Below are 16202 nucleotides of genomic sequence, written 5' to 3'. Positions count from 1 at the left end.
TTCCGGGCACAACGCGAGTGCCCGGGGTTCAGCCGATCCGGCGAGCGGGGTGCGGGGAGTAGGCAGAATGGTGCCGTGCGCTACAGCATTCTGGGAACGACGCAGGCCCACCGCGACGACGGCACCACGGTGCCGCTGTCCGGCGCCCGGCTGCGCGCACTGCTCGCGGCGCTGGCACTGAGCCCCGGGCGGACGCGGACGACCGACGGACTGATCGACGAGGTGTGGGAGGCCGAGCCGCCCGCCGACGCGCCCGCGGCCCTGCAGGCGCTGGTCGGGCGGCTGCGGCGGGCGATCGGGCGCGAGGCGATCGGCTCGGTGGACGGCGGGTACCGGCTGAGCGCGAGCCCCGAGGCGGTCGACGCCCACCGCTTCGAGCGGCTGGTCGACGAGGGCGGCCGGGCCCTGACCGACCAGGACCCGGCGAAGGCGGCCGCCGTCCTGGACGACGCGCTGGCGCTGTGGCGCGGCCCCGCCCTGGCGGACCTGCCGGACCGGGCGGCCGTGGCCCCCCGCTACGACGCGCTGCGGCTGACCGCCCAGCGGCTGCGGCTCACCGCCGATCTGGCCCTCGGCCGGGCCGAGCAGGCGCTGCCCGGGCTGGCCGAACTGGCCACCGCGCACCCGCTGAACGAGCCGCTGCGGGCGCTGCACATCCGGGCCCTGCGCGCCGCAGGCCGGCCGGCGGACGCCCTCGCGGCGTACGAGGAGGTCCGGCGCACCCTCGCCGACCGGCTCGGCACCGACCCGGGCCCCGAACTGCGCTCGCTGCACGCCGAGTTGCTCGCCGGATCCCCACCGCCCGGATCCCCACCGCCCGGGTCCCCACCGCCCGGGTCCCCACCGCCCGGGTCCCCACTGCCCGGCTCCCCGCTCGCCGGGTCTCCGCCCGCCGCACCCAGGACCGCTGACCCCGCCGCGCCGGGTCCGGGGGACGTGCCGGTGCCGGCCGCCCGCCGGACCGGCAACGCCCGCGCCCGCCTGACCAGCTTCGTGGGCCGTGAGAGCGACCTCGCCGCGCTCCGCGCCGACCTGGCGACCGCCAGGCTGGTCACGCTCACCGGCCCCGGCGGCACCGGCAAGACCCGGCTGTCGCAGGAGGCCGGCGACCTGGTCGCGGACCGCTGGGACGACGGCGTGTGGTTCGCCGAACTGGCCCCCGTGGAGGATCCCCGCAACGTCCCGGAGACCGTGCTCAACGCCCTGGGGCTGCGCGAGACGCTGCTGCACGGCGGCTCGGCGGCCGAAGCCGTCCTGGCGGCTGACAACCGGGCCAAGGACGCCTCGCTCAAGCTTGCCGAGCACTGCGCCGGGCGCCGGCTGCTGCTCGTACTGGACAACTGCGAGCACGTCATCGACGCCGCCGCCGCGCTGGCCGAGACCCTGCTCGCGTACTGCCCCGGCGTGACGGTGCTGGCCACCAGCCGCGAACCGCTCGGCATACCGGGGGAGGCCGTGCGCCCCCTGGACCCGCTGCCGCAGCCGCCCGCGCTGCGCCTGCTCGCCGACCGGGGGGCCGCGGCCCGCCCCGGCTTCACCCCCGACGAGGACCCCCAGGCCTGCGCCGAACTGTGCCGCCGCCTGGACGGGCTGCCGCTGGCCATCGAACTGGCCGCCGCCCGGCTGCGCGGACTGACCCCACGTCAGCTCGCGGACCGCCTCGACGACCGCTTCCGGATCCTCAACGCGGGCAGCCGCACCGTACTTCCGCGCCAGCAGACCCTGCGCGCGGTCGTCGACTGGAGCTGGGACCTGCTGGAGTCCGACGAGCGGGTCCTGCTGCGCCGCCTCGCGGTCTTCGCGGGCGGCTGGACCCTCGAATCCGCCGAGGAGGTCTGCGCGGGGGACGGCCTGGAGGGACCGGACGCCGCCGACACCGCCGCACTCCTCGGCTCACTCATCGACAAGTCCCTCGTCCTGGCCGACCTCACCGAGGACGGCGCCCGCTACCGCATGCTGGAGACCATCGCCGAGTACGCCGCCGAACGCCTCGCCGAGTCCGGAGAGCGGGCCGCCGTCGAACGCCGCCACACCGTCCACTTCCGCGAGTACATCCGCACCGCCGACCCCCTGCTGCGCGGCCCCGAGCAATTGGACTGGCTGGACCGCCTGGAGCGCGAGCACGACAACCTGCGCGCCGCGCTGCGCCGGGCGGTCGACGCCGGGGACGAACACGAGGCACTGGTCCTGACCCTGGGCTGCCTGTGGTTCTGGGAGATGCGCAACTACCGCTCCGAGCTGCGCGCGTGGCCCGAGGCGGTGGCGGCGATGAGCGACGCCGACGTCTTCGCGGCGTCCGAGCCGGCCGTACCGCTGGACCACGGCCCCCTCGACCGGCCGCCACCGCTGGCCCCGCTCCAGCTGCGGGAGGCCCGGCGCTGGGCGCGGCTCGCGGTCTATCTCGGCCACGAGGGCGACATGGATTTCTGGAACAACGCGGAGGGGGCCGCGCTCGGCAAGGCCTTCGTGGCCGCCTATCCGCCGGAACTGCCGCAGTCCAGCGTCCGGCCGGGACTGCTGCGGCCCTTCGCGTGCTTCATGAGCGGCGACTTCAACCGGCTGCGCGACCTGGCCGACGAGACGGTGGAGAGCTGCCGCCGCCACGGCCGCGTATGGGAGCTGGCGTTCATCCTCCAGCTGCGCGCCAAGGTCATGAACGACGTCGCCGACGACATCGGACCCTCGATGAACGACCTGCGCGAGAGCCGCGCCCTGTTCGAGCAGGTCGGCGACGACTGGGGCGTGGCCGAATGCCTCGCCGGCGAGGCCGAGACCGCCACGGGCCTGGGCAACTGGGCCCGGTCCGCCGAGTGCTGCCGCGAGGCGATCGTCCTGGCCCGCCGGCTGGGCTCGTACCAGCAGGTGCCGATGCTGAACATCCGGCTCGGCGACTCCCTGGTCAGCAGCGGCCGGACCGAGGAGGGCGAACGCCTGCTGCGGTCCGGCATCGCCGACGCCGAGAGCTTCGGGGTCGGCGGCGACGGCGCCGGCGCCGGCCTCTACGGCCGGGTCCTGCTCACCGGTCTGCTCGGCCAGCGCGGCGAGGTCGTCGAGGCCCGTGCCCTGATGGACGAGGTGCTGGACGCCATGCCGGCGGGCGTGCCCCCGTTCATCGCCGGGCTGCTGCTGGGCATGAAGGGCTGGGTACAGGGCATCGAGGGCGACGCGGTCGGCGGTGTGGCGCTGATCGCCCAGGGCCTCGACCGCCTCCAGGGCCACCCGCTGGCCTCCGTCATCGCACCCCGCCTCGCCGTCCTGCTGCTCCCCGTCGCCATCACCACCCTGGCCCGCCTCCCCGAGGACGCCGGCCAGGGCCCCGGCGCGGACCGGGGCCTCACCCACGACCGCTGTCGCCGCGCCGCCACCCTTCTTGGTGCCCACGTCCGGCTGCGCCCGCTCGTGCTGAGCCCCCACCAGGCGGCCGCCGTCGCCGAGGCCGAGGCCACGCTGCGGGCACGGCTGGGCGACCCGGTGTACGAGGCGGCGCACGCCGAGGGCGGCGCCCTCGACGTCGAGCAGGCCGTGGCGGCGATGCACGACGCCGTCAGGCTTCCGGGCGCAGCCGCAGCACCGTGACCGCGCCGTGCCGCCCGCTGCCCTGCGACACCTCCACCGGCAGCGGCGCGTCGGGTCCGGGCGGCACGGGCAGCGCGGCCAGTTCCGCACGCAGGGCTGCCTCCAGCGGCGCCGTGGTGACCGGCCCGTCGCCCAGGTCCACCACGAGGGCCGGCCCGTCGGTGCCGATCGCCAGGGCGTCCTGGGGGACGCTGTGCCGCAGTTTGAGCCAGTCCCGCCGGCCCGGCCGGTAGCGCTGGGCCCGGCCCTTGACGACCAGTCCCTCGACACCGCCGGCGGCCAGCCCGCTGTACCAGGACTCGGCCTCCGCCCGGTCCGCGGTCATCGGGACGGGCTGCAGCGGCGGTCCGAGCCCGCCCAGCAGCGCGGCCAGGCCGAGCCTGCGCTCCTCGTACGGGCGGCCCCGCCAGTCGAGGCCGTCGCAGGCCAGCAGGTCGAAGGCGGCGTAGTTCGCCGGCGGTGTACGGGCGCCGCGCAGGGCCCGTTTCTGCAGGGCGCCGAAGTCCAGCCTGCCGTTCTGCCAGATCACCAGCTCGCCGTCGAGGACCGTGCCGGGTGGCAGGGCCCCGGCCGCCGCCGCGATCTCCGGGAAGGTCCCGGTGACCATCCGCCCGGACCGGGTCTGCAACCGCACCGGCCCGGTCAGCACCACCAGCCGGTGCCCGTCGAACTTCGGCTCGTACGCGCATCCGCCGGGCAGGTCCCCGGGCTCCGGCAGCCGCTCCACCCGGCGGGCCAGCACGACCTGGACCGGCGGCGGGACCGGGTCGCCGGTCACGGCAGCCTCCCCCGTACGGTGCCCGAGTCCAGCGCGGCCATCAGGTCGCCGTGCTCCGCCACCCGTTCCAGGACGTCCTCCGGGGTGAAGACCAGGTCTGCCGGGCTGCGGCAGGCGGCCACCTCGTCCCAGGTCACCGGCGTCGCCACGCCCGGCCGCTGCCGTACCCGCACGGTGTAGGGGCAGGCCGTGGTCTTGGCCGAGGCGTTCTGCGACCAGTCGATGAGCACCTTGCCCGCCCGCAGGTTCCGGGCCATCGACACCACCACCAGCCCCGGATGCTCGTCCCGCATCCTGGCAGCCAGCGTCCTGGCGTAGCCGGCCGCGCTGCGGGCCGGGGCGGGCACCAGCGGCGCGTACAGATGCAGCCCCTTGCTGCCAGACGTCACCGGATAGGCGGTGAGCCCGTCGTCGTGCAGCATCTGGCGCAGCCGCTCCGCCACCCGGCAGCACACCACCAGATCGGCCCCCTCGCCGGGATCGAGATCCAGCACCAGCCGGTCGTGCGCGTCCCGCCCGCCGTCGGCCGTCCACTGCGGCACATGCACCTCGAAGCCGCCGAGATTGGCCATCGCCACCAGGGTGGCCGTGGAGTCGACGACCACATGCGGCTGCGGGTCGTCCTTGTCGGGCACCTCCTCGGTCCGCACCCACTCCGGCGTGCCGTTCGGCGGCCGCTTGGCGAACCAGGTCTGCCCCTGCGGCCCCTCCGGCGCCCGTACGAACGAGGCCAGCCGTCCCGCCGCGTGCGGGACCATGGCCGCCGCGACCTGGGCGTAGTAGTGCAGCAGTTGCGCCTTGGTGTGGCCGGAGGCGGGGAAGACCACCCGGTCCAGATGGGTCAGTACGATGCGGCGGCCGTCGACCTCCACGGCCTGCCGCTCGGGCGAGGCGGGCATAGTGTGGAAAGTCCCCACGGAGGGACAAAAGTATGCGAAGTATGTGGAAAGGGGCAATCGGCTTCGGGCTGGTGTCCATCCCCGTCAAGCTCTACGCCGCCACCGAGGAGCACGGCGTGGCGCTCCACCAGGTGCACGCCGCCGACGGCGGCCGTATCCGGATGAAGCGGAGCTGCGAGAAGTGCGGCAAGGAAGTCGCCTACGGCGACATCGCCAAGGGCTACGAGGACGACGCCGGCCGCACCGCGGTCCTGACCGACGCGGACCTGGGGCAGCTGCCCCTGCCCAGCAAGAAGCTCATCGACGTGCTGGCCTTCGTCGACGCCGGTGACATCGACCCCTTGACGCTGTCCCGTGCCTACTACGTCGGTGCCGAGGCCGCCGCCGCCAAGCCCTATGTCCTGCTGCGCGAGGCCCTCGTCAAGAGCGGAAAGGCGGCCGTCACCAAGATCGCCCTCCGTACACGTGAGTCCCTGGCGCTGCTGCGGGTGCACGAGGACGTGCTCGTCCTGCACACCATGTACTGGCCCGACGAGATCCGCGGCGTGAGCGGCCTGGCGCCCTCGGACAACGTCACCGTGCGCCCTCAGGAACTCAGGATGGCCGAGTCCCTGATGGACACCCTCTCCGAGGACTTCGACCTCACCGCGCTGCACGACGACTACCAGCACGCGCTGGACGAGCTGGTCGCCGCCCGCCTGGAGGGCGAGCCCGTCCCGGAGACCGCCGGGACCGCCGTCGCCCCCGACAACGTCATCGACCTCATGGCCGCTCTCCAGGCCAGCATCGACGCCCGGTCCGACGACAAGAAGCCGGCTCCGGCCAAGAAGGCCGCCGGGAAGAGTGCCGCCGGGAAGAGCACCGCCGGGAGGGCGCCGGCGAAGAAGGCCGCCGCCAAGAAGACCGCCGCCAAGAAGACGGCGAAGACCGCCGCCCGCAAGAAGGCGGGATAGTGCTCGCTCGGCTTCGGCCCGCGCCCGGCCTCAATCGCCGGGCGCCCGGCCTCAATCGCCGGACGGGCCGAGATCGCGCTCGCGCGCCCAGCGCAGGAACCGGTCCGCGGTCCAGGTGTTGACGACCCGTGCGGCGGGGACGCCGCACTCCTCGGCCCGCGCGCAGCCGTAGATCTGCCAGTCCAGCTGACCGGGGGCGTGCGCGTCGGTGTCGATGGCGAAGAGCAGCCCGGCGTCGACGGCCGCGCGCAGCAACCGCCGGGGCGGATCGAGCCGTTCGGGGCGGCTGTTGATCTCCAGGGCGGTGCCGTAGGCCTCGCAGGCGGCGAAAACCATGTCGGGGTCGAACGCCGACTCGGGCCGCAGCCTGCCCTCGTTACGGCGGCCCTCGCCGCCGGCGACCAGGCGGCCGGTGCAGTGGCCCAGGATGTCGACATGCGGGCTGGCGACGGCGGCGACCATCCGGCGGGTCATCTCGGCGCGCTCCATGCGGAGTTTGGAGTGGACGGAGGCGACCACGACGTCGACCCGCTCCAGCAGCTCCACGCTCTGGTCCAGCGAGCCGTCCGTCAGGATGTCGCACTCGATGCCGGTGAGCAGCCGGAAGGGGGCCAGCCGCTGGTTGAGCGCCGCCACCACGTCCAGCTGTTCCCGGAGCCGGTCGGCGGACAGCCCCCGGGCGACGGTGAGACGGGGGGAGTGGTCGGTGAGGGCGGCCCACTCGTGCCCGAGGTCCCGGGCGGTACGCGCCATGGTCTCGATCGGGCTGCCGCCGTCCGACCAGTCGGAGTGCAGATGGCAGTCGCCGCGCAGTGCCGCCCGCAGGGTGCCGCCGCCCTCCACCGGCGGCCAGCCGGTCTCCGCCGCGGCCTCCAGCTCGGCCAGGTACCTGGGCACCCGGCCGGCCAGGGCCTCCCGTACGACGGCGCCGGTCTTGGGGCCGAGGCCCCTGACCGTCTCCAGCGTCCCGGCCTCGGCCCGCTCCGCCGGCTCCCCGTCCGGCAGGGCGGCGACGGCGTCGGCCGCCGTACGGAAGGCCTTCACCCGGTAGGTCGGGGCGAGGGAGCGTTCCAGCAGGAACGCGATCCGCTCCAGCGCCTGCACCGGCGCGACGGACTCCATGCGTCCAGCGTGCGCGCTGCGCGCGCCGTCCGCGAACCGTGCGGTCCTCGTGCGGGCCCCGTGCCTCCTTCGTGCGTCCTTCGTGCGGGGGCGGGACGGCCCCGCTCCCGCCCCCGGACGGGGACGGGAGCGGCGGCGTGAGGGCCGTCGGGGCGGGTCAGGCCTTCTTGCGGAAGCGCGCCACCGCCAGCGGGGCGGTGATCACGGTGATGCCGACCGCCCAGGCCAGGGTCATCGACACCGAGTGGGCGACGGGGCCGCCGTTGATGAGGTTGCGGCTGGCGTCGGCCAGGTTGGAGAGCGGGTTGACCTTGGTGAACGACTCCAGCCAGCCGGGCATGGTGGTCGGCTTGGTGAAGATCGAGCTTCCGAACTGGAGCGGCATCACGACGATCATGGCGAGTCCCTGGACCGACTGAGGGGTCTTGGCCACCAGGCCGAGCAGGATGAAGATCCACATCAGCGAGGCGCCGAAGACGGTGGACAGCGCGACTGCCGCGAGCAGCCCGAAGACGCTCGTGCTCACATGCATTCCCAGAATGAAGCCCATGGTCAGCAGGATGACGGTGGCGACCAGTGCCCGGCCGACCTCGACCACGATCTTGGCGATCAGCACCGAGGACCGGGCGATCGGCATGGTCCGGAAGCGGTCCATCACCCCGGTCTTGAAGTCGGAGTTGATGCCGGTGCCTACGGCCATCGCGATGTTCATGCCCATCATGGCCATCAGGCCGGGGACCATGTAGTTGACGTACTTGGTCTGGCTGCCTTCCAGGGCGCCCCCGAAGACGTAAACGAACAGCAGGGTGAAGATGATCGGCATCAGCAGGGCGTCGAACATCGACTCCGGGTCCTGCTTGATCTGCAGGACGTTGCGGCGCACCAGCGCGCCGATGTGCCGGAGGTTCGCCCGCATGCTGATCCGGCCCTCGCCGGAGGTGGTCAGGGGAGTGGTGATCACGGCGGCGCTCATGCGACGAGCTCCTTGTCCTCGGTGCGTGCGGTGTCGTCGGCGGAGGCCTTCTGACCGGTGACGGCCAGGAACACCTCGTCCAGGCTGGGCAGATGGGTGCTGATGCCGGCGAGCGCGAAGCCGCGGGCGCCCAGCAGGCCGACCACCTCGGTCAGTTGCTCGTCGCTGACGATCGGCACATTCAGCACGCCGGTCGCGGGGTCCGGGGTCGACCCGGCGAGTACCGCGGCCATGGCGGGCAGTGAGGCGGGGTCCACGGGGCGGACCTGCAGGGTCCGGCCGCCCACCTTGGCCTTCAGCTCGTCCACCCGGCCGGCCGCTATCACCCGGCCCCGGTTGAAGACGGTCAGCTCGTCGGCGAGTTGTTCGGCCTCCTCCATGTACTGGGTGGTGAGCAGTACGGTCGTGCCCTCGGCGACCATGTGCTGGACCTCCGCCCACACCTCGTTGCGGGTGCGCGGGTCCAGGCCGGTCGTGGGCTCGTCCAGATAGAGGACCGCGGGATGTCCGATCATGCTCGCCGCGAGGTCGAGGCGGCGGCGCATACCGCCGGAGTACTCCTGGGCGGGGCGCTTGGCGGCCTCGGTGAGCGAGAAGCGCTCCAGCAGCTCGTCCGAGCGGCGGCGGGCCTCGGTGCGTGAGAGGTCGAGCAGCCGCCCGATCATGTAGAGGTTCTCCCGGCCGGACAGCTTCTCGTCCACCGAGGCGTACTGTCCGGTCAGGCCGATCACCCGGCGCAGTTCGCGGGGCTGGCGCAGGACGTCGTAGCCGGCCACCGTCGCCGTGCCGGCGTCCGGCTGGACCAGGGTGGACAGGATGCGTACGAGTGTGGTCTTGCCGGCCCCGTTGGGCCCGAGAACCCCCAGGACCGTGCCCTGCCGTACATCGAGGTCGACGCCGTCCAGTGCCTTGGTCGAACCGTAGTGCTTGACCAGCCCCCGTACGGAGACGGCAGGGCTGCCGTCTGTGTCTGTCAGTCGCGTCGTCGTCATGCCCCTACAGTGAGGGGCCCCGCCGACAGAACACCGACACGGCGCCGACATCCACCGACACGCGCTGTCGGCCGATGTCGGCGGATGTTGAATACTGTTGGGTGGCTGATGTCCTGACAAGCCGCCGAAGGGCGCTTGCGGAGACGCCGTTCCCTAGTAGTGTGGTCTTCCCCGCCCGGCAAGGGCGGTGGAATCCCTGACCGGACGGCTGCCCTGTCACGCCCCGGTGCGCTTTGGACAGTGCCAACGTGTGGGGGGATCACGCGTGTTGACACTGTCCTGCGGTACGGCCGGTGCGCCGACCGCTTACGAGTTGCTGACGCTGACCAGCACCTTGCCCGTCGAGTCGATGACGTCGAACTGCTTGATGTCGTCCAGCGTCATCCCGGCACCGCCTTCGACGGTCAGCGGCTGCGGCTGTGCCTTGGTGCCGTACCCGGCGGGGGACACCGACCAGGTGGAGACGGTCTGCTGCGAGCCGTCCTTGCCGACGGCGACCAGCCGGCAGGTGAGCGGCCCCTTCACGCCGGAGAGCTCCAGGGCGACATCGGTGCCCCACTTCTTGCCGGTGACACCCACCTTCGCCTTGACGCCGGTGTCGGCGTTCTTGCCGGTGTGGGTCGCGTCGACCGCGACCGCCGGGGTGTCGCCGGAGCCGCCGCTCGCGGCCAGGTAGGCCGCGGTCGGGCCGCCGACGACCAGCACGGCCGCCGCCACCAGCGAGAGCCAGCGGCGGCGCCGCTGCACGCCGCGCTCCGTGCTGACCCGGTCGACGAGCTTGCGCAGCATCGCGTCGCCGCTGGGGGCGACCGGCGAGCCGGCGCCGGCGGGGCCGAGCTCGGCGAGCAGCGGGACGAGCCCGCTGAGCTCGTCGAGCTGCTCCCCGCACTCCGGGCAGACGGCGAGATGGTGCTCGAAGCGCGCCATCTCTATGTCGTCGAGCACGCCGAGTACGTACGCACCGACGTCGATATGTGGATCACGGGGGTCATGGGGCGCCCCGGGCCCGGAACCGTAGACCGTCACGAGGTGGTCACACCCCTCTCCTCCAGCGCGATTTTCATTGAACGGAGTGCGTAGAACACCCGCGAGCGGACCGTGCCCGGTGGAACACCGAGCTCAGCGGCCGCCTCATTGACAGTACGTCCCTTGAAGTACGTCTCGATCAGCACCTGGCGGTGTGCCTCACTGAGGTCCTCCAGGGCGTCCGAGATGGTCATCAGCCGCAGTGAACGGTCGAGTTCGTCCTCGGCCGGCAGTTGGTCGAGTGCTGCGGGTGATGCCTCCGGCGGTCTGGCCTGGCGGCTGCGGTGACCGTCGATGACTATTCGACGGGCGACGGTCACCAGCCAGGGTCGTAGGGAACGGGCGGCCGGGTCGAGGCGGGACGCGCTCTTCCACGCCCTGAGCAACGTCTCTTGAACGACGTCCTCGGCGAGGTAGCGGTCTCCGCCGACCAGCCGCATGACATAGGCGAAGAGCGCGCCCGCATGGGCTTTGTACAGCTCCCGCATCAAATCTTCTTCCGGAGCTCTCCCGGCGCGGTGATCGGCCACGGCCTGATCCTGCCTTACCGGAGGCCGTCGGTCGAGTCCCACCAAAGCCACCCCGTTCATCAGTATCCTGACGAGTTGGTCGGGCTGGCGCTCGCATCGCTGCTCTCTCCGGCCTTCAGGCCGTCGGGTGTCGAGGCGAACCAGACCTCCCCGACCTTCTGGCCCTTGGTGTCGCCCGCCTGTTTGTCGCCCGCGTAGCGGTACAACGGCCAGCCACCGAGGGTCAGTTGCTTGGTGCCGTCGGCGCGTTCCACGCTGCCGACCAGGTTCTGGTCGACACCCACCACTTGTGAGTCGGAGACGGCCGGCACGGGCGGCCACTGTGTGGCGCAGTCGCCGGTACAGTTGGAAGTCGGCGGATTGTTCTTGTCGTTGTCGGAGCGGTAGAGCGTCATACCGGTGCTGTCGGTGACGATGTTGCCGAGTGTCGCGTCCTGCGCGGCCTTCATGCCCCCGGTCGACTGTGACTGGGACGGCGACTCCGCGGGGAACGACACCGACGGTGCGGTACTGCTTGACGGAGACGAGCCGCAGGCGGTGGCGAGGATCAGCATCGCCGCTGCAATGCCGCCCGCGACGGCGGATCGGCGGATGCTTGAACTACTCATGTCAAGGCCCCCGGCTGGTGCTCTGTTCGGCTGTCCGCGTGTGAAGCGGTGGACACCCGTAGATACGCGCCAATGCCGTGAGTGGCTCAACGGTCACAGAAAAAACTTTGGTGCCCGGGCAATCCGGGGGCCGCCGGGCACCGAACAGCTAGCGAACCGGCATCAGTGGACGCTCAGTGGAAGCTGTGCTCGGCCGCCGGATAGGCGGCGGAGACCACGTCCTCCGCGAAGGCTTTGGCCGCTCCGCCCAGGGCCTCGCGCAGCCGCGCGTACTGCTTGACGAAGCGCGGCAGGCGCCCGCCGGTCAGGCCCGCCATGTCCGTCCACACCAGCACCTGGGCGTCGCACTCCACGCCCGCGCCGATGCCGACGGTGGAGATGTGCAGGTTGCGGGTCACCTCGGCGGCCAGCTCGGCCGGGACCAGCTCCAGGACCACCGCGAAGGCCCCCGCGCTCTGCACCGCCTTGGCGTCCCGCAGCAGCTGGTGGGCCGCCTCGTCGCCACGGCCCTGCACCGGGTAGCCGCCGTAGGCGTTGACCGACTGCGGGGTGAGGCCGATGTGCGCCATCACCGGGATGCCGGCCTGGACGAGCAGCTCGATCTGCTGCGCCGAGCGCTCTCCGCCCTCCAGCTTCACGGCCTGGACGCCGGCCTCCTTGACCAGCCGGGTGGCGCTGCGCAGGGCCTGCGTGGGGCCCTCCTGGTAGGAGCCGAAGGGCAGGTCGCCGATGACCATGGCGCGGCTGGTGCCGCGCACCACGGCCGCCGACAGCATCGTCATCTCGTCCATGGTGACCGGGACGGTGCTGTCGTAACCGAGGTGACAGTTGCCCATCGAGTCCCCGACCAGCAGCACGGGGATCCCGGCCTCGTCGAATACCGAGGCGGTCATGGCGTCGTAGGCCGTGAGCATCGGCCACTTCTCGCCGCGCTCCTTGGCGGCGGCGATGTCCCGTACGGTGACGCGCCGGGTGCCCTTGCCCCCGTACAGCGCCTTGCTGCTGTCGGTGGGGCGGGGGGTGGCCTGCGCGGGTGTCTGGGCAGCCGGAACGGCATGCGGCATTGCGCTCATTGCAACGGCTCCTTCGTCATCTCGAGGCGCCCTGACGGCGTCCCCGGACCACCCCCCATGCTGACACGCCCGTCGGCGGCCGCAAAGAGGAGGGGAGCGTGATCCGTCAGACTCCGGGGGTGGGTCAGGGGGAGGAGCAGGGGGAGACCCAGGGGGCGGGCACGGGGCGGTCCGGGCGGGCCGAGGGGGCACGCTCGGGGGAGTACGCCGAGTTTGCCGAGAATTTACGATACGAGACGGTCCCGTATCGTAAATCGGTCCTAGCCTGGAGCTCATGTCGTCCCCCGCTATGTCACCGGCCCGAAGCATTCCCGAGGCGGTCCACAACCGCCGCTGGGCCATCCTCACCGTGCTGCTGTTCAGCCTGCTGGTCGTGGTCCTGGACAACTCGATTCTCAACGTGGCGATGAAGACCATCGCCCAGCCCGCCCCGACCGGCCTGGGTGCCACCCAGAGCCAGCTGGAGTGGGCGATCAACTCCTACACGCTGGTCTTCGCGGGCCTGCTGTTCACCGCCGGGCTGCTCGGCGACCGGCTCGGCCGCAAGAAGGCCCTGCTCTTCGGCATGTTCGTGTTCGGCGGGGGCTCCGCGCTCTCCGCGATCGCCGACTCCTCCGGGCAGCTGATCACCTTCCGCGCCGTCATGGGCTTCGGCGGGGCCTTCATCATGCCCGCCACCCTCGCGATCATCATGAACGTCTTCGAACGCGACGAGCAGCCCCGGGCGATCGGCATCTGGGCCGGCGTCGTCGGTCTGGCCATCGCGATCGGGCCGATCACCGGCGGGCTGCTGCTCCAGCACTTCTGGTGGGGCTCGGTCTTCCTGGTCAACGTCCCCATCGTGATCGCCGGGATCATCGCCATGATCCTCATCGTGCCCGACTCCCGGGACCCGCACCCGGGCCGTCTCGACCCCGTCGGCGTACTGCTGTCGATCGTCGGCCTGGTGCTGCTGGTCTTCGGCGTCATCAAGGGCGGCCAGCTCGGCGACTTCACCCGGCCCGAGGTCTGGGCGACCGGTCTCGGCGGCCTCGCCGTGCTCGGCCTCTTCGTCCTCTACGAGAAGCGCAGCGACCACCCCGCGCTGGACGTCACCTACTTCCGCAACCGCCAGTTCTCCGCCTCGGTGGCCGCCATCGGCCTGGTCTTCTTCGCCCTGATGGGCGTGACCTTCTTCGTGGTCTTCTACACCCAGAGCGTGCGCGGCTACAGCGCCCTGCAGTCGGGCCTGCTGCTGCTCCCGCTGGCCGCCGCGCAGATGATCTTCGCGCCACGCGCCCGGCTCGCCGTGGACCGCTTCGGCCCGCGGGCGGTCTGCGCCGTCGGCATGATCGCCACGGCCGTCGCCTTCCTCGGCTTCCTGCTGCTGGACGCGGACACCCCGATCTGGGTCCTGGAGATCCTGTTCGCCGTGATGGGCACCGCGATGGCGCACATCATGCCGCCCGCCACCGTGATGATCATGTCCGCGCTGCCGCGCGAGAAGGCCGGGTCCGGATCGGCGGTCAACAACACCTTCCGGCAGGTCGGCGGCGCCATGGGGGTCGCGGTGCTGGGCTCGCTGATGTCCACCGTCTACCGTGACGGCATCAACAGCCACCTGGGCGGCCTGCCCGCCCCCGCCCGGCACGCCGCCGGTGAGTCCATCGAGGCCACCCTCGCCGTCGCCGGGAAGCTGGGCCCCGCCGGACGCTCCCTGATCGGCCCGGCCAACGACGCGTTCATCCACGCGATGCACGTCACCGCGGTCTGCTCCGCCACGGTGGCCCTGATCGGCGCCGTGGTCGTGCTGGTCTTCCTGCCCCGCAAGGACGCCGCCGAGAACCCCTCCGGTGGCGGCGGCGAGCGCGAGAGCGAAGCGGTGGGAGCCGGACGATGACCACGCCCGGGGACGCCGTCGTACAGCGACGCGGACGGCCGCGCAGCATCGCCGTCGACACGGCAGTCCTGGAGGCCGTGCTGCTGCTCCTGGAGGAGGGCGCCACCTTCGGCGACCTGTCCATCGAGAAGATCGCGCGCCACGCGGGCGTCGGCAAGGCCACCGTCTACCGCCGCTGGGCCGGCAAGGACGAGCTGATGCTCGACGTGCTGCGCTCGCTCGACGAGGAACCGCCGCCGCTGGCGGGGGAGTCGGTCCGTGACGACCTGGTCGTCCTGGCCGACGCCATCCGGCGGCGCGGCCTCGCCAAGCGCACCTCCGCCGTGCTGCGCCAGGTCCTGGCCGCCGTCCAGAGCCGCCCCGGCCTGTGGGACCACTACCACCGCACGGTCATAGAGGCCCGCCGCGAGCAGATGTACGACGTGCTGCGCAGGGGGGTCCGCAGCGGTGAACTCCGCGACGACATCGATCTGGAGCTCCTCGGCGACCTCTTCTCGGGTCCGATGCTGGCCCGTTCGATGCTCCGGCCCGGGGCCTCGCTCGAAGAGGGCCTGTCCGAACAGATAGTCGACGCGGTGCTCGACGGGGTGCGCAGACCCGGCTGAATATTGTCGTTGTGTCACAGACGCCCGGTGTGGCGGGTCCCCCGGGAACCCGCTGCCCGTGCGTCCCGTCCTCTCTGTGTCGATCCCCTAAGGTCGACACTGCACTTGGCAAGACAGTGAGGACTCCCCCCATGACACAGGCGTACAGCTCGGATGTTTCCACCGACGGCGGTCCCGGGCCGCGGCGTACGGCGGACGCGTCCCGGCGCGGCCGTTTCGGGGGCCGGTTCGCCTGGCGCAGAGCCGGCATGTGGCGGCGCGGCATCGTCACCGCCGCCTGCGCCGTGCTCCTGACCCTGCTGCTGTCCTTCCACTCCGACGTGCCCAACCGCATCGGCAACCTCGGCAGCCTGCTGGAGACCTTTCTGCCCTGGCTGGGCCTGGCGATCCCGGTACTGCTGGTCATCGCTCTGCTGCGGCACTCGGCGACGGCCCTGATCGCGCTGCTGCTGCCGGTCGTTGTGTGGGTGAACCTCTTCGGCGGCCTGGTCACCGACAAGTCGGTGGCCGGCGGCAACCTCACCGTCCTCACCCACAATGTCAACGCCGACAACCCGGATCCGGCCGCCACCGCCCAGGAGGTCATCGCGGGCGGCGCCGACATCGTGGCGCTGGAGGAACTGGCGGAGGACCAGCTCTCCACGTACGTGACGCAGCTGAAGAGCGCCTACCCGTACCACGCGGTCAAGGGCACCGTCGGGCTCTGGAGCAAATACCCGATCAGCGGTGTCCGGGCCGTGGACATCCGGCTCGGCTGGACCCGCGCCCTGCGCGCCGCCGTCGCCACCCCGCACGGCGACATCGCGGTGTACGTGGCCCATCTCCCCTCCGTCCGGGTCAACGTCAGCCTCGGCTTCACCGCGAACGGCCGGGACCGCAGCGCGGACGCGCTCGGCGAGGCCATCGCCGCCGAGAAGCTGACCGGTGTCATCCTGCTCGGCGACCTCAACGGCACCATGAACGACCGCGCACTGGCCTCCATCACCTCGCAGATGCGTTCCACGCAGGGCGTGGGCGGCGACGGCTTCGGCTTCAGCTGGCCGGCCGGCCTCCCGATGGCCCGGATCGACCAGATCATGGTCAAGGGCATCGAGCCGACCTCCTCATGGGTACTGCCGGCCACCGCCAGCGACCACCGGCCGGTGGCGGCCCGGGTCGCGGTGTCGTGACGGTGTCGTGACCTCGCGG

At 72.1% G+C, this 16202-nt stretch carries 14 protein-coding genes; 5 read left to right on the top strand and 9 right to left on the bottom strand.

Annotated elements, in window-relative coordinates; genetic code table 11:
* The first annotated feature begins 75 nt into the window (after window positions 1–75).
* Window positions 76–3576: an AfsR/SARP family transcriptional regulator gene (locus tag RWE79_RS11785; protein WP_475940005.1), complete on the top strand. Its 3501-nt coding sequence runs from the start codon at window positions 76–78 to the stop codon at window positions 3574–3576.
* Here the strand turns inward: RWE79_RS11785 and RWE79_RS11780 are convergent.
* Both RWE79_RS11780 and ligD read right to left on the bottom strand, forming a co-directional pair.
* Window positions 3545–4354 (bottom strand): ATP-dependent DNA ligase, encoded by an 810-nt coding sequence (locus RWE79_RS11780; RefSeq protein ID WP_475940004.1) that lies wholly within the window; start codon window positions 4352–4354, stop codon window positions 3545–3547. The genes RWE79_RS11785 and RWE79_RS11780 overlap by 32 nt on opposite strands.
* The gene (ligD, locus tag RWE79_RS11775; RefSeq protein ID WP_475940003.1) at window positions 4351–5253 is read right to left on the bottom strand and encodes a non-homologous end-joining DNA ligase; all 903 of its coding nucleotides are present in this window, start codon (window positions 5251–5253) and stop codon (window positions 4351–4353) included. Before ligD ends, RWE79_RS11780 begins: the two co-directional genes overlap by 4 nt.
* A 41-nt stretch (window positions 5254–5294) precedes the next feature.
* Between ligD and ku the strand changes: the two genes are divergently transcribed.
* The gene (gene ku, locus RWE79_RS11770) at window positions 5295–6206 is read left to right on the top strand and encodes a non-homologous end joining protein Ku (RefSeq protein ID WP_475940002.1); all 912 of its coding nucleotides are present in this window, start codon (window positions 5295–5297) and stop codon (window positions 6204–6206) included.
* A gap of 51 nt (window positions 6207–6257) precedes the next feature.
* On the opposite strand, the gene RWE79_RS11765 is transcribed toward ku, so the two are convergent.
* The 7 genes from RWE79_RS11765 to panB form a co-directional block, all read right to left on the bottom strand.
* Window positions 6258–7328: a PHP domain-containing protein gene (locus RWE79_RS11765; protein ID WP_475940001.1), complete on the bottom strand. Its 1071-nt coding sequence runs from the start codon at window positions 7326–7328 to the stop codon at window positions 6258–6260.
* Window positions 7329–7485: 157 nt separating this feature from the next.
* Window positions 7486–8301: an ABC transporter permease gene (locus tag RWE79_RS11760; RefSeq protein WP_475940000.1), complete on the bottom strand. Its 816-nt coding sequence runs from the start codon at window positions 8299–8301 to the stop codon at window positions 7486–7488.
* Entirely contained in the window at window positions 8298–9293 is a 996-nt protein-coding gene (locus RWE79_RS11755; protein WP_475939999.1) for an ATP-binding cassette domain-containing protein, read from the bottom strand. Before RWE79_RS11755 ends, RWE79_RS11760 begins: the two co-directional genes overlap by 4 nt.
* A 306-nt stretch (window positions 9294–9599) precedes the next feature.
* The gene (locus RWE79_RS11750) at window positions 9600–10319 is read right to left on the bottom strand and encodes an anti-sigma factor family protein (protein WP_475939998.1); all 720 of its coding nucleotides are present in this window, start codon (window positions 10317–10319) and stop codon (window positions 9600–9602) included.
* Window positions 10316–10909: a sigma-70 family RNA polymerase sigma factor gene (locus RWE79_RS11745; protein WP_475939997.1), complete on the bottom strand. Its 594-nt coding sequence runs from the start codon at window positions 10907–10909 to the stop codon at window positions 10316–10318. Before RWE79_RS11745 ends, RWE79_RS11750 begins: the two co-directional genes overlap by 4 nt.
* Window positions 10909–11403 carry a hypothetical protein gene (locus RWE79_RS11740; RefSeq protein WP_475939996.1) on the bottom strand — a complete coding sequence of 165 codons (495 nt, stop codon included), beginning with the start codon at window positions 11401–11403 and terminating at the stop codon, window positions 10909–10911. The genes RWE79_RS11745 and RWE79_RS11740 overlap by 1 nt, the downstream gene beginning before the upstream one ends.
* 227 nt (window positions 11404–11630) lie before the next feature.
* Window positions 11631–12521: a 3-methyl-2-oxobutanoate hydroxymethyltransferase gene (panB, locus tag RWE79_RS11735; RefSeq protein WP_475945757.1), complete on the bottom strand. Its 891-nt coding sequence runs from the start codon at window positions 12519–12521 to the stop codon at window positions 11631–11633.
* 283 nt (window positions 12522–12804) lie between these two features.
* Here panB and RWE79_RS11730 point away from each other — a divergent pair, with 283 nt between their 5' ends.
* The 3 genes from RWE79_RS11730 to RWE79_RS11720 all read left to right on the top strand — a co-directional run bounded on the left by RWE79_RS11730 (window position 12805) and on the right by RWE79_RS11720 (window position 16183).
* Entirely contained in the window at window positions 12805–14409 is a 1605-nt protein-coding gene (locus RWE79_RS11730; protein ID WP_475939995.1) for an MFS transporter, read from the top strand.
* Window positions 14406–15014, top strand: coding sequence for a TetR/AcrR family transcriptional regulator (locus tag RWE79_RS11725; protein ID WP_475939994.1), 609 nt, complete (start codon window positions 14406–14408; stop codon window positions 15012–15014). The genes RWE79_RS11730 and RWE79_RS11725 overlap by 4 nt, the downstream gene beginning before the upstream one ends.
* A gap of 248 nt (window positions 15015–15262) precedes the next feature.
* On the top strand, window positions 15263–16183 hold the full coding sequence (locus RWE79_RS11720; RefSeq protein ID WP_475945754.1) for an endonuclease/exonuclease/phosphatase family protein: 921 nt from the start codon (window positions 15263–15265) through the stop codon (window positions 16181–16183).
* Window positions 16184–16202: the final 19 nt, after the last annotated feature.

This window comes from Streptomyces sp. RLA131 (assembly GCF_056270125.1).
This window is presented reverse-complemented; position numbering and strand designations above follow the sequence as displayed.

Excerpts from the sequence above, each read along its gene's own strand:
- ligD (WP_475940003.1), bottom strand. The coding sequence starts at position 5,253 with ATGCCCGCCTCGCCCGAGCGGCAGGCCGTGGAGGTCGACGGCCGCCGC.
- ku (WP_475940002.1), top strand. The coding sequence starts at position 5,295 with ATGTGGAAAGGGGCAATCGGCTTCGGGCTGGTGTCCATCCCCGTCAAG.
- RWE79_RS11765 (WP_475940001.1), bottom strand. The coding sequence starts at position 7,328 with ATGGAGTCCGTCGCGCCGGTGCAGGCGCTGGAGCGGATCGCGTTCCTG.
- RWE79_RS11760 (WP_475940000.1), bottom strand. The coding sequence starts at position 8,301 with ATGAGCGCCGCCGTGATCACCACTCCCCTGACCACCTCCGGCGAGGGC.
- RWE79_RS11755 (WP_475939999.1), bottom strand. The coding sequence starts at position 9,293 with ATGACGACGACGCGACTGACAGACACAGACGGCAGCCCTGCCGTCTCC.
- RWE79_RS11745 (WP_475939997.1), bottom strand. The coding sequence starts at position 10,909 with ATGAACGGGGTGGCTTTGGTGGGACTCGACCGACGGCCTCCGGTAAGG.
- RWE79_RS11740 (WP_475939996.1), bottom strand. The coding sequence starts at position 11,403 with ATGCTGATCCTCGCCACCGCCTGCGGCTCGTCTCCGTCAAGCAGTACC.
- panB (WP_475945757.1), bottom strand. The coding sequence starts at position 12,521 with ATGCCGCATGCCGTTCCGGCTGCCCAGACACCCGCGCAGGCCACCCCC.
- RWE79_RS11730 (WP_475939995.1), top strand. The coding sequence starts at position 12,805 with ATGTCGTCCCCCGCTATGTCACCGGCCCGAAGCATTCCCGAGGCGGTC.
- RWE79_RS11725 (WP_475939994.1), top strand. The coding sequence starts at position 14,406 with ATGACCACGCCCGGGGACGCCGTCGTACAGCGACGCGGACGGCCGCGC.
- RWE79_RS11720 (WP_475945754.1), top strand. The coding sequence starts at position 15,263 with ATGTGGCGGCGCGGCATCGTCACCGCCGCCTGCGCCGTGCTCCTGACC.